9 protein-coding genes are annotated in these 16399 nt (G+C 56.1%); 6 read left to right on the forward strand and 3 right to left on the reverse strand.

Annotated elements, in window-relative coordinates; all coding sequences use genetic code 11:
• The first annotated feature begins 75 nt into the window (after nucleotides 1-75).
• On the forward strand, nucleotides 76-1410 hold the full coding sequence (locus G536_RS0121865) for a family 1 glycosylhydrolase (RefSeq protein ID WP_022825743.1): 1335 nt from the start codon (nucleotides 76-78) through the stop codon (nucleotides 1408-1410).
• 87 nt (nucleotides 1411-1497) lie between these two features.
• Here G536_RS0121865 and G536_RS0121870 read toward each other — a convergent pair whose 3' ends face one another.
• A complete protein-coding gene (locus G536_RS0121870; protein ID WP_022825744.1) occupies nucleotides 1498-3009 on the reverse strand; it encodes a catalase in 1512 nt (503 codons plus the stop codon).
• A 143-nt stretch (nucleotides 3010-3152) separates the two neighbouring features.
• On the opposite strand from G536_RS0121870, the gene G536_RS0121875 reads away from it, so the two are divergent.
• The 4 genes from G536_RS0121875 (at nucleotide 3153) to G536_RS0121890 (ending at nucleotide 10291) form a co-directional block, all read left to right on the forward strand.
• Nucleotides 3153-4082, forward strand: coding sequence for a LysR substrate-binding domain-containing protein (locus G536_RS0121875; RefSeq protein ID WP_022825745.1), 930 nt, complete (start codon nucleotides 3153-3155; stop codon nucleotides 4080-4082).
• Between the two features lie 269 nt (nucleotides 4083-4351).
• The gene (locus G536_RS0121880; protein ID WP_084708775.1) at nucleotides 4352-6808 is read left to right on the forward strand and encodes a T9SS type A sorting domain-containing protein; all 2457 of its coding nucleotides are present in this window, start codon (nucleotides 4352-4354) and stop codon (nucleotides 6806-6808) included.
• A 532-nt stretch (nucleotides 6809-7340) separates the two neighbouring features.
• Nucleotides 7341-9362, forward strand: a complete 2022-nt coding sequence (locus tag G536_RS0121885; protein ID WP_084708777.1) for a T9SS type A sorting domain-containing protein — start codon at nucleotides 7341-7343, stop codon at nucleotides 9360-9362.
• 167 nt (nucleotides 9363-9529) lie between these two features.
• Nucleotides 9530-10291 carry an alpha/beta fold hydrolase gene (locus tag G536_RS0121890; protein WP_022825748.1) on the forward strand — a complete coding sequence of 254 codons (762 nt, stop codon included), beginning with the start codon at nucleotides 9530-9532 and terminating at the stop codon, nucleotides 10289-10291.
• 279 nt (nucleotides 10292-10570) lie between these two features.
• Here G536_RS0121890 and G536_RS29345 read toward each other — a convergent pair whose 3' ends face one another.
• Nucleotides 10571-12907, reverse strand: a complete 2337-nt coding sequence (locus tag G536_RS29345; RefSeq protein ID WP_022825749.1) for a patatin-like phospholipase family protein — start codon at nucleotides 12905-12907, stop codon at nucleotides 10571-10573.
• A gap of 818 nt (nucleotides 12908-13725) precedes the next feature.
• Between G536_RS29345 and G536_RS0121900 the strand changes: the two genes are divergently transcribed.
• Complete coding sequence (locus tag G536_RS0121900; protein ID WP_169515139.1) at nucleotides 13726-15264, forward strand: PA14 domain-containing protein; 1539 nt, start codon at nucleotides 13726-13728, stop codon at nucleotides 15262-15264.
• Nucleotides 15265-15628: 364 nt separating this feature from the next.
• Here G536_RS0121900 and G536_RS29350 read toward each other — a convergent pair whose 3' ends face one another.
• A complete protein-coding gene (locus tag G536_RS29350) occupies nucleotides 15629-16372 on the reverse strand; it encodes a phospholipase D-like domain-containing protein (RefSeq protein WP_022825752.1) in 744 nt (247 codons plus the stop codon).
• Nucleotides 16373-16399: the final 27 nt, after the last annotated feature.

The raw sequence follows: 16399 nt of genomic DNA on the forward strand, positions 1-16399 counted from the left end.
TGCTTCGCTCTGCTCTGCATGACGTTCTTCTTTACTATGAGGTGCCCTTCTGGTACGTCATTTTAGCTTCAGAAAATGAAATCCTTTCTCACCCATATTAAAGATAAATTCGGCGACGGCGGCTATGAAGGCGACCAGTTCGGCGGGGCAGCCGGCCACGATGGGAGTGGCTTGCCAACTGGGGCGGCCGGCAACTTCATGTTTGCCACCGGCATCGAATGCTCGTACCCTACTATTGCCAACGGTACCATCCGGCGCGACTTACTAGCGGAAACCGACCACTACAACCGCTACAAGGAAGACTTGGGGTTGGTGAAGGAACTGGGTCTGAAAGTGCTGCGCTACAACCTGCCGTACTACCTTATTCAGAAAGCACCCGGCAAGTACGACTGGGAGTTTGCTGACAAGGCTATGTCCGAAATGCAGCGCCTCGGCATCATTCCGATTCTGGATTTGATGCACTTCGGGGTGCCCGACTGGATAGGCAACTTTCAGAACTCCGAACTGCCGGTGCATTTTGCCGAGTACTGCGGCGCCGTAGCCAAACGCTACCCCTGGGTGCGCTTCTATACACCTGTCAATGAGATATATGTGACGGCGCGGGCTTCGGCTAAAGATGGTATTTGGAACGAACAGCTCAAAGATGACCGGGCGTTTATTACGGCTATGAAGCACTGCGCGGCGGCCAGCATCATGGGCACCCAGCAGATTGCCCGCTACCGTCCCGACTGTGTAATTGTGCAAAGCGAATCGGCGGAGTATATCCATGAGATGCGCGCCGTGCCCAGTCCGGAAATTTGCCTCACCAACAAGCTGCGTTTTCTGTCTCTGGATTTGCTGTACGCCCATCCGCTCGACTCGGAAGTGCTGCTCTACTGCCTCGACAATGGCCTAACTCGGCAGGAACTCGACTGGTTTATGGCTGGCGAGCCGCCCGGCTACCAAGTTATGGGCAACGACTACTACGGCCGCAACGAGAAGATAATCAAGCCAGATGGCGAGATGTGCCAGGCCGAGGACGTGCTGGGCTGGTACACCATGACGCGCCAGTACTACGAGCGGTACCGCAAGCCCGTGATGCACACCGAAACCAACACTTTCGATGCGAAAGAGGCCCCCAACTGGCTTTGGAAGCAATGGGTGAACGTAACCCGCATCCGGGAAGACGGCATCCCGGTTATCGGCTTCACCTGGTACTCCTTACTCGACCAGCTCGACTGGGATATTTCGCTGGCCGAAAAGCGCCTCACCGTCAACGCCTGCGGCCTTTATGACCTAGACCGCAAAATCCGGCCGGTAGGGGAGAGCTACAAGATGATGATTCGGGAGTTCGGCCAGATTACGATGGTGCCCTACGCCGAGATGTTTGCTATTACTAGCCAGCCCGCTTTGCTGAAAGTGAAAGTGTAGCTACCCGAAGACTAGGTAGTGCAAAAACTGAAAAAGGCCGCCCTGGGTTTCCAGGGCGGCCTTTTTTTACTTGGTAATCTGCTGAACTTAAGTAGTTACGGCAGCAGCGTTATGCTCCATTGGCATTTCGGCATCTACACCGAGGCCTTTGGCAATGGCCATGCCCAAGCGCACATCAGCACGGAACCAGTGGCACAGCTGACGCTGGGTAATGAGGTCTTTTTTGGGGCCTTCGATGCCGCTCATGGCGCCTACTACGTTGGTAATCAGGTTTTGCTGAGCCTGCTTGTCGAGGAGGCGGAACAGGTTGCCGGCCTGGGTGTAGTGGTCGTCGTTGCCGGGGCCTTCGTTCCGGTCGTAGCGGGCGGCAAAACCATCCAGTTCCTGGGCGGGTTCCCCCTGGGTTTTGTCTTCCGTGGGGCCATCAAACGAGTTGGGGAAGTAGTTGGGGCCGGGGCCACCGTTGGCACCCAAGGCCATCAGGCCGTCGCGCTGGTAGTTGCTGAAGCCGAAGGGGCAGGCGTTTACGGGCAGGTGCTCGTAGTTCACGCCGAGGCGGTAACGCTGCGCATCAGGGTAGCTCAGGATACGGCCTTGCAGCATTTTGTCGGGCGAGTAGCCAATGCCGTCCACCACATGGGCCGGCGCAAAAGCGGCCTGCTCTACGTGGGCGTGGTAGTTTTCAGGAATGGCGTTCAGCTCCATTACGCCTACTTCTTGCAGCGGGAACTCGCCTTGGGGCCACACCTTGGTCAGGTCGAAGGGGTTCCAGCGGAAGTCGCGGGCCTGCTCCTCGGTCATGGTCTGAATGAACATGGTCCACTTCGGGAAGTTGCCGTTGTCGATGGCGTCTATCAGGTCGTGCTGCGCGAAATCCGCATCCTCGGCCTTCATCAGGCGAGCTTCCTCATCAGAGAAGTTCTTCACGCCCTGCTGGGTGCGGAAGTGGAATTTCACCCAGGTCCGCTCGTTGGCGGCGTTGATCAGGGAGAAAGTGTGCGAACCGTAGCCGTGCATGTGGCGGTAGCCGTAGGGCGTGCCGCGGTCTGACATCAGGATGGTTACTTGGTGCAGGCTCTCGGGGTTCAGGCTCCAGTAGTCCCACATCATAGTAGGGCTCTTGCGGTTGCTGCGAGCTTCCCGCTTCTGGGTGTGGATAAAGTCCATGAACTTGATGGGGTCCTTCACGAAGAACACCGGCGTGTTGTTGCCCACCAAATCCCAGTTGCCGTCTTCGGTATAGAATTTCAGCGCGAAGCCGCGGGGGTCCCGCTCGGTATCAGCTGAGCCTTTCTCGCCGCCCACAGTGCTGAAGCGAGTGAACAGTTTGCACTCGTTGCCCACTTTGCTGAACAGCTTGGCGCGGGTTAGGTGCGTGATGTCGTGGGTGACGGTGAACTTACCGTACGCGCCGCTGCCTTTGGCGTGCACCACGCGCTCCGGAATCCGCTCCCGGTTGAAATGGGCCGACTTCTCGTGAAAGAAATAGTCTTGCAGCAACAGCGGACCGCGGGCACCAGCTGACTGCGTGTTTTGGTTGTCGAAAATCGGACGGCCCGAAGCGGTAGTCAGCTTCTTGGGTTGAGTTGATTCTTCCATGAGGTGGAGAGGGAATGATAAATATAGACAGCAATGAAACCTATGATAGCGGCATGCTGAGCGGCTACAAAGGTTGAGCACGCTAGTCTATCAACAAAATCGATTGTTCTTATAGTAGTATAGCCTGTGTCTATATTTGTGGCATGACCATTCAACAGCTTGAATACCTGGTAGCCCTCGATACGCACCGCCAATTTGTGCTAGCCGCCGAGAAATGCCATGTTACGCAGCCTACCTTAAGCATGCAGCTGCAAAAGCTGGAGGAAGAACTGGGCGTGCTGCTTTTCGACCGCACCAACAAAGGCGTGCAGCCTACATTGGTTGGCGCCAAGGTGGTGCAACAAGCCCGGCAGGTGCTCCGCGAAATGCAGCAGCTGCGTGAAGTGGTGCAGTTGGAGAAAGGCGAGTTGGTAGGCGAGTTGCGGCTGGGCATCATCCCAACGCTGGCGCCCTACTTGGTGCCGCTGTTTTTGGTGGAGCTGGTAGAGCAGTACCCGCAACTCCGGGTGCAGGTAGAGGAGTTGCAGTCGGCCCAGATACTGCCGCGCCTCAAAGACCACACGCTGGATATCGGCCTGCTGGTTACGCCGCTCGACGACCGGCAGTTGCGCGAAATTCCGGTGCTGGAAGAACCTTTCTTGGGTTACGTATCGGCCAACCATGCGCTGTACCAGCAGGCCACTATTGCCCCGCAGGACATGGGCGCGCCGGGGTTGTGGCTGTTGCAGCAAGGGCACTGCTTCCGCCACCAAGTGCTCAACATCTGCGCCCCCGCCCCCGTGGATACTACCCGGCCCTTCACCTACGAAAGCGGCTCCATTGAAACCCTGAAAGAACTGGTGCGCCACAACCACGGCTACACGCTGGTGCCCGAACTGTCGGTGCTACAGGAGCTAGGCAACCCCATGGTGAAGCGCTTTGCCGCGCCCGAACCGGTGCGCGAAATTAGCCTGGTGGTGCACCAGGGGTTTGTGCGGCTGCCGCTGCTGGCCTCATTGCGCGACATCATTGTACGTAAGGTGCCCGAGCGGCTGCGGGCTGGTAAAGCAGGACAGAAAATACGGTGGAAATAGCACTGAAACGGTAGTGGTCGGCGCATCAGAAATATGGCCGCTGGATTATCCTCAATTAAGTGCTACTTGGAAACAGAAATCAGGTATATTGACGCAGCCAAGCTACTTAAACCTCAGCAGGTATTCACTGAAATATGATGATAATGTGAATACATTGAACTGTTAACAGCGAGTTACACCCAGCACCCTGGCAAGCTGTCAACTGTACTACCCAAAACGCCTGTGGGCTTCAAGCAGATTTTCCTTCTTCCACCTTTCTACTTTATTGTATGATCACAATGCTTTACTCACCTACTTCTCGGCTATCCAAACGACTTCGGTCGGGGCTGACCGCCTTGGCCGCGGGCCTATTGCTGGCTCCTGCTGCATGGGCACAAGTTCAAGTGCCAGTCGGCAACCCTACCGGTACAGGCAGCACCACCGCTCGTAAGCCACTCGGTACCTTTTACGGGTACGAGCGTAGCGCCATGATTTACACCGCCGCCGAAATCGGAACCAGTGGCAGCATCACCAGCGTAGGCTTCTACCTCAACTCGGTGAGCACACCAGGGGCCGCCCCTACCAAGATTTACCTGAAAACGGTAACCAACGCCAGCTTTGCCGCCGCCACAACCGTTGCTGCGGAAGAAACCGGTGCCACTCTGGTATATGACAGCACCATTCCAGCTGCCTCTTTCACGGCGAATACCTGGGTGAGCGTTCCTTTGACTGCCCCCTTTGCTTACAATGGCACTTCCAACCTGGAAGTAATTGTAGAAACCAACTCCACTGGAGGTGGTAACGAAACCAACACTGGCAAAGCATTCCGCTACACTTCTACGGGCAACAGCCGGACCCAATTCTGGCAGACAGATAATACTGCTCCAACAACTACCGGTACGTTAAGCGTTTACCGGCCCAACATTCAACTGACAGGTCTTACGGCCCCCACGTGCCCACCCGTAACGGCGCTGACCGTTGGTACTATTACTAATTCTACGGCCCAGCTTACCTTCACGGGCGGCACCGGCAACACGGGGTATACCGTTATTTACACAACAGCAGCTGGCACGTCTACTACCGTAACGCCCGCTCCTACCACTTCGCCAGTAACGCTGACGGGACTGACACCGGGCACAACCTACAGCGTGTCGGTTGCCGGTAACTGCTCAGGCACTACTACTTCACAGGCCGTAACCACCTCGTTCAGCACGCCCGCAGTTGCGCCGGCCAATGATGAATGTGCCACTGCTACCACTTTGACAGTGGCAACCACCTGCACTCCGATTACTACTACCAATACGGGGGCTACGGCTTCCACTGGCGTTCCGGCCCCAAGCTCGACCACCGGTACGGGCTGCTTTGTTGCTGCCACGCCCGTCAGCAACGACGTGTGGTACAGTATCGTTGTACCCGCCTCTGGCAACGTAACTGTTACTACTAGCGCCGTAACAGGCTCATCAGTAAACGATACTGGCTTGGTATTATATACTGGTACCTGCGGCTCTCTAACGGAGGTTGCCTGCAGCGACGATGCTACGGCTACTAGCTTCTTCTCAAGTGCTACGGCTACTGGACTTACCCCCGGCGCTACCATTTATGCGCGAGTATGGAGCTTCGGGACTACCCCTACCGGTCAGTTTGGTATCTGTGCCTCCGTTCCTGTTCCCGATGCTGCTGTGCAGGTTATCTACTCAGCGGGCAAAGTTCCGGTATCGGCTCCGCAAAGTGTACAAGCTGTTGTTCGCAATGCTGGAGCCCTTCCTCTGGCCAATGTTCCGGTTACGCTTAGCGTGACGGGGGCTACCACGTTTACCGACGTCAAGCTGATAACTTCACTGGCTGCCGGAGCATCCGCTACGGTTACCTTCGCCACCTATACGCCCGCGGCTACCGGAAGCAACACGCTAACGGTAACTATACCTACGGATGGTGTGGCCTCCAACAACACCTTGACGTACACGCAAGCTGTAACGGCCAATACGCTTTCGTATATAGATGCTAGCCAGCCACTGAATACAGCGGGTATCGGAGTTAATACCGGTGCTCTGGTTTCTCGTTTCACTAGTAATAGTGCGGCCACAATTGGCTCTGTGAGCATAAATCTGGCTGCGGTTGCCAGCAGTACGTCCACCTATCAGGTGGTAATACTGGATGCAACTGGCACCGGCGGCCTGCCCGGCGCAGTGCTGTTTACGTCGCCTACCCAGACTCGTACGGCCGCTGCGGCCTTGGTAACTGTACCCGTAACAGGAACCGTGTCGGTAAATGGTCCTTTCTATGTAGGAGTAAGAGAGGTTGCTGGCAGCGTACAGATAGCCTACCAAGTGGAATCACCGCTGCGTACGGGCACGCACTACGCCCAGCTTCCGGGTTCTGCCACGTGGGACGACGTGAGCACCCTAGCTATAGGCGGGGTTGCAGCTACCACGCGCCTGGCTATCGACGTGACGTTTGCCACCCGCGTGCTCTCCAAGCGTGATGCGCAGTTGGAGCAAGCGCTGAGCGTGTTCCCCAACCCGGCCCACGGCCAGTTCACGTTGCGCTTGCCCGCCATTGCTGGTCAGCGCACGGCGCAGGTGTCGCTGATCAACACGCTGGGCCAGCAGGTGCTGCGCCGCACCATCTCGCTGAGCGCCGGCGGGACCGACACGCAACTGGAGGTAAGCCAGTTGGCCAAGGGCATCTACACCTTGCGCGTGCAAACCAACGAGCAGGTGGCCACCAAGCAACTCAGCGTGGAATAAGCAGCGCGTCACGCCACCAGCAAAAAGCCCGACCTCCCCTGAGGTCGGGCTTTTTATTTCAGTGTTTCTATTGCGCTGGATTGTTCTGGTGGCGTCGACTCTGTATGAGTGGTATCGGCGTATAGGCTTCTGACAATAGTTATACATCAGCACGCTTGTTGCGAGCTTAGCTGTTGTCGGAGTTTATATGACGAAGGGGTGTTTACTAGGGGCTTCACTTGCAAAGCAGGCCGGCTACTTGTCAGCTAAAGAGTCTCGAAAATTGTAGTTATCGGTTGAAAGGACGCACGCGCTTGGAGTTGCGTAACACACAATGAGTTGCGGTACGTAGTGCTTCTTAAAGAAAAGCCGGTATCTTGACTTTACTGGAACAGCAGCCCACCCTTAACTGCTTGTTTGAAAGACATATACGTACTAAGTGTAGGATGCCTGCCGACTCACTGCCTGGTAGCCCGTTTCCTTTTGGTACAGCTGAAAGGTGCTACCCAAACTTGAAATCTCACTTTCTTTATTCCTCTTAAATTTTCACTGTATGCGTAAAAACATTTACTCATCCACTTCTTGGCTATCCAACCGGTTCCGCTCGAGGCTGTTGGCTTTGGCGACCGGCTTGCTGCTGGCGCCAGTAGCGGCTTGGGCACAAGCCCCAGCCAACGACAACTGCGCCGGCGCTTTGCCCCTAACGGTTGGGGCAACGTGCACGCCCCTTGTCGGCACCAACCTGAATGCCACCAACGGCACCACGCCTGCTGTTTCGTGCGGGGACACGTCGATACCGGCCAGCAAGGATGTGTGGTATAGCGTGGTGGTGCCCGCCGGCGGCAGCTTCAGCGTGTCCACTAGCGCCGTGGCAGGCAGCGCCTTTGACGATACGGTAGTGGAAGTCTACTCCGGCACGTGCGGCAGCCTCACCTCCATTGGCTGCAACGATGACATTGTGGACGGTGTGGAGCGGTTTTCGGCGGTGGCCGTTCGGGGGCAAACTCCGGGTACAACGGTATATGTGCGGGTTTTCGGCTTCGATGCCAGTGTGGGTACCGGCCAGTTCAACATCTGCGCAAACATTGTACCGGCGAATGACAACTGCACCGGAGCTACTCCGCTAACCGTCGGAACCACTTGCACGCCAGTTACGACTACTAACCTAAACGCAACGGCCAGTACTGCGCCAACTCCCACCTGTGGTAGCCTAGCCACTAACGATGTGTGGTACAGCATGGCGGTGCCGGCCAGCGGAGCCGTGGTGGTAACAACCGGCGGAGTAGCGGGCAGCACCATGGCCGACCCGGTAATGCAGCTTTACTCTGGTTCGTGCACGTCGCTGGTTTCGGTGGGCTGCAACGATGATGCCTCGGCTGGCAACCGGTTCCCTAGCGTGACGGCCACTGGCCTGACACCGGGTAGCACCGTGTACGCCCGTGTATTCAGTCTCGGCAACAATCCTACCGGACAGTTCACCATCTGCGCTACTTCCTTGCCGGCTAGTGATGCTGCCCTGCAAACGCTATATACGGTGGGCAGAGCCCCAGTTTCGTCGCCACAAACGGTACAGGCAGTGGTGCGTAACGTGGGTGCCACGGCGCGGCCCGCTTCAACGGCCACCTTGTCGGTAACCGGCGCTACCACCTTCACCGATACCAAGGCTATACCGGCGCTAGCTGCTGGAGCTTCGGCAACCATTACGTTTGCAGCTTACACGCCAGCTACAGTTGGCAACAATACCGTGTCGGTGGCCCTCCCCAGCGACGACCTGGCTACCAATAACACGCTGACCTACGCGCAAGCCGTAACGGCTAATAGCCTCTCGTACACCGATGCTAACCAAGCGCTTAGCACTACCGGAACAGGGGTGCCAGGCACAAGGCCCAACGGACTTTTGGTTGCCAAACACTTTATCAACAGTACCGCTACAATAGGAGAAGTGAAAGTTGCATTTACGGCCAATGCTACCACTACATCTACATACCAAGTGGTGGTGATGAGTGCAACGACGGCCGGCTTGCCTAACGCTGTACTCTTCACCTCACCCACGCTCACCCGCCCCACCGCAGCCGGCGTTGTGAGCGTGCCCGTGACGGGGGCAACTGTCAACGGCACGTTCTTCGTGGGCCTGAAAGAGGTGTCTGGGGAAGCTGATGTAGCGTATCAAGTGGAGAATCCGTTGCGCCCAGCTACCTTTTACTACCAAGTAGAAGGCACTACCACCTGGAATGATTTGGCCGCCAGTGCCATGCAAACCCGGTTGGCGTTAGAGGTAGGCTTCAGCACGCGGGTGCTCTCCAAGCGCGACGCGCAACTGGAGCAAGCGCTGAGCGTGTTCCCCAACCCCGCCCACGATCAGCTCACGCTACGCCTGCCCGCGCTGGCTGGCCAGCGCACAGCCGAACTAACGCTGCTCAACGCACTGGGCCAGCAGGTGCTGCGCCGCACCATCTCGCTGAGCGCAGGCGGGACCGACACGCAGCTGGAGGTAAGCCAGTTGGCCAAGGGCATCTACACCTTGCGCGTACAGACCAATGAGCAAGTGGCCACCAAGCAAATCAGCGTAGAATAAGCGGCTGCCTAACGCCAGCATTATCCGCGCGGAATTTTGTCACAGAAAAGCCCGGCTCCGAAAGGAAGTCGGGCTTTTTATTTCAGCATGAATTGAGTGGGCTACGTATGCTTGGCAGCTACTGGTATTGTGCAGGTACTTGGTGGCATCACCCTCTGCTTTCTATTATGTCGTCAGTTGCTCAATCCACTCAATCCGCTGCTTCACCTCTTACTTTTGTGTGCCTGCACTACTGGGCCGGTTCCGGCCGGGAGTGGGAAGCCGTTGCCAAGCTGCTTGCTCCCGATTTTACAGCGCTGGCCCCCGACCTTGGCGGCTTCGGTGAAGCCCCGGCCCCAACCGGTGGCCATTCCGTAGATGCCTATGCCGACCAGTTAGCCGCCTACCTGCACGACCAACAGCTGAAGCGCTACGTGTTGGTGGGGCACAGCATGGGAGGCAAAATTGCGCTGGCTTTGGCGGCTCGGCAGCCTGCTGAGTTGGCTGGGGTAGCACTGCTAAGTCCGTCGCCGCCTACGCCCGAGCCCATGACCGAGGACGACCGCCAAGGCAGCCTGCGGGCATACGGAAAACCAGCCAAGGCGCAGGAAACCATGCAGCACATTACGGCCCGGTCCCTGCCCGCTACAGTGCAGCAGCAAATCATCGACGACAACCTGCGCAGTACCAAGGCTGCCTGGGATGCTTGGTTGCTCCACGGCAGCCGCGAAAACATAGCCAGCCGCCTCTGCCATATTCAAGTGCCCTGCACTGTGCTGGCCGGCGACCAGGATGCTATTATGTCGCCTTCGGTGCACGGACTTGAAACGCTACCCCTACTGCCCGAAAATACGCCGTTGGAAATCATTAGTGGAGCGGGGCACTTACTGCCGTATGAAGCTCCTGAAGAAGTAGCCAAACTGCTCCGCTCGTTTGCAATGCAGTTGTAAGTTATTGTATACTAGATGCTTTAATGTATAAAATTGTTGTCGCAGCCTCAAGCCCTTGGTCTCATAGCCAAGTGCATTTATCATCGTTGAAACGCCACAGTCATAAGCTTACGTCCTGCCTTTTTAGCTGATAGTTACCACCGCTTGTGGCTATGTTGAGTGGCTCTCCCGCGGGCTACGCCGACGTGGAAGCCATAAAACAGTGAGGGGCAAGGCTGACGTTTCATCTGCGTAGGCAGAACGTCGACCTCGTCCCTCACTGTTTTACTACCTCACGATTTACTCCAACGACCGTTCACGGAACAGCACAAAGCCGATATGAGCGAAAACGCCGAACTGGTGGTCGGGGTCATCGTAGTGGATGAACTGGAGGGACGCTGGGCCAACGGGTGTTTGGTACACCAAGCCCGTCATGGCAGTAAGGTAGGGGCGGCTAACGGTGGTACCACGCTTAGCAACAACTGGGTTGAAATCCTGCTGCTCCCAAGGCCGGAACAGGGTGTGCGCGTATACCTCACTGCGCCACTCCAACGAGCCTAATATAGCCTTGATGTAACGCAAGCCCACCGCTGCATAGGCCGTACCCCGGTACCGGTCCAGAAACAGAGTGCGCGAATCGGGCAGAGGCAGGAAGGCTGCCGCCGATGTCAGAGACGAGCGGTACGTGGCAAATGGCCCCTGGGTGGTAGCCACTGCGTCGATAGTATAGCCCCAGGCGTGGACGCGGCGTCCCACCGAATCAACTTTATGAAATGTGAAATATTGCTCGATGTACAACCGGCTCTGGAGCCACTGGTGGTTTTTGGTACGGTCGGCTAGGCCATTGGCCGTTGAGCCGGCTTTGTAGTTTTCCTCAGCTAGTACACCGCGCAACGAGAATTCGGCCCGGCGGCCGCTCACCGGATATTGCCGCCGGTTCAGGGAGTTGCGCTGAAACTGAAGGGCTCCGGTTACGCCCGTTACATTGTTCTTGTCCAGGGTGGCGTCGCTGCTGATTTCGTTGGTGTTAGCAAACCGGTCACGGTTCGTAAACAGCCCCCCACTCAGAATGTAGCGGCTGCGGTAGTTGGGGCTGTAGCCAATGGCTACGCTGGTTTTCAGGTCGCGCTGCTGAAGCTGGGTGTTTTGGGCAGTACTACCTAGCAGGCCTCCCGTATCTTGGTAGTTGAAGTTGTTGAACGTAATGCCGGGCTCCACATAAAACGGATGGTTGCCCGGAATGCTGATGCGGAAAGTGCCCTGTGCTCCGTTGTAGAATCGTCCGATGGTGGCGTTGGCCTTCACCGTATACAGAAACCGGTTGAGGTAGCGGTAGGCTCCACCTAGGTAAAAGTTGCTCATAGAACGCGACGACAGCAGCACCCCCAAGTCGGTGGTCAAATTGCTGTTCTGGCGCGCATCTAGGTTCAGCGTGTAGCCTTGCAGTTTGCTGTCGTAGCGGACACGTGGGTACACGTTGTTGAAAAAATCGTTGTTCACGAGCCGGTAGTACCCTTCCTCTATGTCGCCGGGAGAATAAGTAGTACCGGTTTTCTGGAAGAAACGACGCACAAACTCCTGCTGCTGCGCTGGTACGCCTTGCACGGTTATCTGCTTGAACTCCGGTTTGGGGGCCCGCTCCTGAAATGCCCGGCGCCGCTGCTGCAACGCCAAGGTATCCTCGCGCCGCGGGATGCGGCTGAGCAACTGGTCGAGTTTTTTCTCAGTAGCTTGGGTGCCTAGCACCACCAACTGCTTCACCTTGTTGAAGTCGGCTGCCGTAAATTCATCTATTTTCGGCTGAATAAAAATGCCATTCGGGCCTACTGATGTGGTATCGGCTCCGTTGAAGCCCACAAACAGCAGCGTATTGGCCAGCAGGGCGTCGTCTTTTTCCTTGGGGTATTTATTGAAGGCCACATCACCCACATTCACCCCGATAATGATGTCGGGCTTGAATTCTTGCCGCATTACGTCGGTTGGGAAGTTGTCCACTACCGCCCCATCGAACAGGTAACGGCCATCGGGCTGCCGGATGGGCCGGAAGGCTAGCGGAAAGGCCATGGAGTTGCGCACCGCATCGGCCAATGACCCATCGCGCTGCACTACGCGCTGGCGCGTAAACACCTCGGAGGCTACACTGCGGTAAGGCACCATTAGCTTGTTGAAATCGTAGCCGGATACAGCCCCGGCTGGGGCCAACATAGTGGATAGTACGTAGTTAAGGGTTACGTCGTCGACTAGCTTAGGCGTCACACGGGCTTTCAGCGTCGAGTCGATGGCTAGGCGCAAGTGCAGGGCGGCCGGATTGTAGTCGCCGTCGTAATAGTTGTATACCTTTCCTTCCAGCGGATCACCCGACACCCAGTTCTGGAAATCAGGCTTGAGTACAATTTCTTCTATTTCCGCCGGCGAATACCCAGCTGCGTACATGGCGCCCACAATGGCTCCCATGCTTGTGCCCACAATGTAATCGATGGGAATTCTGTTTTTCTCTAGCACCTTCAGCACGCCCACGTGTGCCAAGCCTTTGGCTCCGCCACCACTAAGTACTAATCCAACCTTTTGAGCATGAATAGCTTGGCTATTCCATAAGGTTGTAATCAGCAAGATGATAAGAAGGTAGTGTTTACGCATATGTAAAAGTCAAAAAAGAAAGCTCCGCAGCAAGACAGCGCGTTTCCTACGCACTGCTTGGTAGCAGGTTGCGCCAATAAAAGGCAGAAAACTTATTCCAGCAAGAGCAGCCAGCGGATGAGGCTTTTTCAACGACGACCTCCGTTTTCTACTAGTACTAGTTCTGCAAAGGTAGAGCCGCAAGCAGGAAGGATAACGCACAATTAGATTACTATAAATTAGAAGTTGATAACCCGACTTCAACGCTAATAGATATAGTGCAGCCAAAGAGCTAGCCGAGTGCCTACCTAAGCTTATCCGCCAGCGCAACTCAGCTAAACACTACCATTAAAGCAGGGCATTACATCCAGCGCCACCAGTTAAGCGAAAGCAGGTGCATAGGTCGCCTTGGAAACTGCTGAAGCAGGCATGGCGAGCTTTTATGAACAAGTTTTGTAGCCTGGTCTAGGAAGTAAACAACAGTGGTTGCACCGATCATGTGGCCTATCACACTATTGTTGAGCTACATTATAAATGCATTTGGTGGTAGGCAGATAGAGGATAATAAATTATGGACTGTTATTGTACTTTACAGTTAAAAGTTTGAAGGCAAAATAGGGATGTTAACCGAGCGTATGAGATACGTTTGTAAATGCATTATATTGTACCGGCTTGGAATAATGGCCTTGTTTAGCCAAGGGTAAGTGGCGGTGCTGTATGCAGTTGTAATGCGGTTCGGTTGGTTGATTCTTGGATTATTTTGATTTGATACTTCAATCTTTCTTGTTGTGCGAAACTTACTGTTCCGTTCTATAATCAAACTTAGCTTATGCGGCGGAGTGCTGGTAGGCTTATCATCAGCAGCTACTCTCGGGCGAGCTGAATCAGGCGATACGCCTGGGGTTGCCGTGGTGCAAGGTGCGGGTACTGGCCTCACGGCTTCTTACTTCCGCAACGGTACGTTGGCCGGCGTTCCAGTGCTAACCCGAATCGATCCGGCTATCGATTTCCAATGGGGTGCTGGCTCGCCTGGCCCCGAGGTGCCCGCCGACAATTTCTCGGTGCGGTGGGAAGGGTTGCTGGCGGCTCCGGCTACTGGCCGCTACAAGTTTTCGGTGCAAACTAGTGAAGGGGTGCGCATGTGGGTGAACGGCAAGAAGGTGCTGGACACCTGGGACGGCAAAAAGAACAGCGGGGAAGCGCCTTTGGCCATTGCTAACCTGGCAGCGGGCGAAAAAACGTCTATCAAGCTAGAGTACTTCGACCAGGAAGGCGACGCCCGCATTCAACTGCAATGGACACCCCCTGGCCAAGCCGAGCAAACTATTCCGTCGGGTAACTTGTATCCGCTGGGCTCATCTCTCGCCCCTGATCCGGCTGGGGCTAATCCGGCCGTGGCTGCAAAGCCTGCGCCAGCTGCCAAACCTGCTGCGGCCGAAGTGAAAGCTCCCAAGGCCGTAAAGGAACCGAAAACCGCTAAGGATGCGGCAGTAGCTGCTGCGCCAACCGCCAAACCGGCCGCCACTAAGCCTGCTGCCAAACCAGCCGCTGAGCCCAAGCCTGCTCCCGCTCCTAAATCAGTAGCCGCCGAGCCCAAACCCTCACCTGCCTTTGTGCCAGGTGTGTACACCCTGAAAGTGCGTACCGATGAAAAACCATTGGAACTAGCCGACCAGACGCAGGTAAATGCCGCTGCAAACCCACTGGGCGCAGCTGCTCCCAGCACAGTGCCACAGTGGAGCATCGAGCCGGCCGGTACGGGCTATTACCGCATTGCCGTGCAAGGTGGGCGCAAAGTGCTAGAGGTACTGGGTAGCGCTACTTCTAATGGTACGCCCCTCAGCTTGTGGCCTTTCTACAGTGGCAACAATCAGCTGTGGGCCATTGAGCCTCTTGAGGATGGCTATTACAAGCTCACCGCCAAGCACAGTGGCAAAGCCGTGACGCTTAATACCCCCGAGGAAGGAGGACTGCAACAGCGCCGCTACGCCAACCGCCCCACCCAGCAATGGAAGCTGGAAGCCGCTACTCCGGTGGCCCTAATTCCTGCAGGTGCAGTACCCAGCAGCACGCCCAGCGTAGGCGCCAACCAGTTAAGCGTGTACCCGAACCCCAGCAATGGCGTGATGCAGATGTCATATCAGCTGGGAGTTGAGCAGCCCCTTGGCTGGGTGCTATACAACCAGAGTGGCATTGCCGTACGGGTATCCGACTACCGGCGCCAGACGGCCGGTGGGCACCACCAAACCCTGGATTTCCGCAGCTTGCCTGCCGGCGACTACTACCTGAACCTGACAGTAGGAACCATAAACACCAAGCACCCGGTAAGTATCCGGCGGCCGGCGGCCGAGGCTCCCGCTACCACTGCCGCCGAATAAGCGGATTCTGTTAATGCTGTGGCAGTGCTGATTAAAGAACTGAGGGCTAATCTTATATTACTGGCTATTAGCACACTGCTGATGCTTATAGAAGTGAACCTAGACTACCGGGATAGTACTTCGAGTGAAATCGTCGAAGCTGTAATTCTGCTTCCGCCATTGTACCTGCTCGCGGTATTGGCCCCGTTACGATACGTTGTACTAGGCGTTGCTTGGGGAATGCGCCAAGTGGTAAGCGCCATAAAGTAAGCACGCAGGAGTACTAACGGCCGCTTCATCAAGATAAGCAGCCAACACAAAAAGAGGAGGAGCTGGTAACATTGCGTTACTAGCTTCTCCTCTTTTTGTGTTGTATATCAGCTATTTAAGGTATGTTAAATACTTTCATTTGCTCCCAAAGTCGCTCAAACTCTTGGCAGTAGCGTTGCGTCAATGTGTGGTCGTCGGTGATAAGCAGATTTTCGAGGTTGTGTTCGGCCGCCGACCGGGTCCAGTTGTAGGAACCGGTGAGTACCGTGCGGCAGTCGGCTACCGCAAACTTGTGGTGCATGTGGTACTCGGAGTGGTCGATGCGGGTGGGAATGCCCGCCGCAGCTAGTTGCCGGACATCAGAGCCCCGGTCCAACAGCTTTTCGTTGTCGGTGAGTAGGCGCACGCGCAGTCCTCGGCGGTGCGCAGTTAGGAGGGCATCGGTCAGCCGGTCGTCGGCTACCGTGAACACGCACACATCCAATTGATGCGCCGCCTGTTTGATGAAGCGCTGAATGGCTGCCACGCACTCGTCGCCGGGACTGAAATGCACTTCAGAGCGGATAGCTCTAGCGGGCGGGGCTGCTGGCGGCAACAGCAACGCACTGGCCGTTTCCAGCCATTCCACCACGGCTTTATCTTGAAAGCTGTTAAAGCGGGAACGGGCAAGGTTAAACAACTCGTGGCGCAACTCATGCAAATCGGTGCCGTGCTGCCCGTGTTCCGCAAGTTGCTGCCGAAGCTGCCGCGCCTCCTGCTGGCTTAGGGTAGAGTCAGCGAAGGCGCGCGCGAAATGGCGTAGCAATTCGGTTGTGGCTACCGACAGACGACGGCCTGTACCGTCCTGATTATTGGGCATACATAACAGACGGTGGAGTGAAAGAAT

The sequence above is a fragment of the Hymenobacter norwichensis DSM 15439 genome (genome assembly GCF_000420705.1).
Lineage (GTDB): Bacteria > Bacteroidota > Bacteroidia > Cytophagales > Hymenobacteraceae > Hymenobacter > Hymenobacter norwichensis.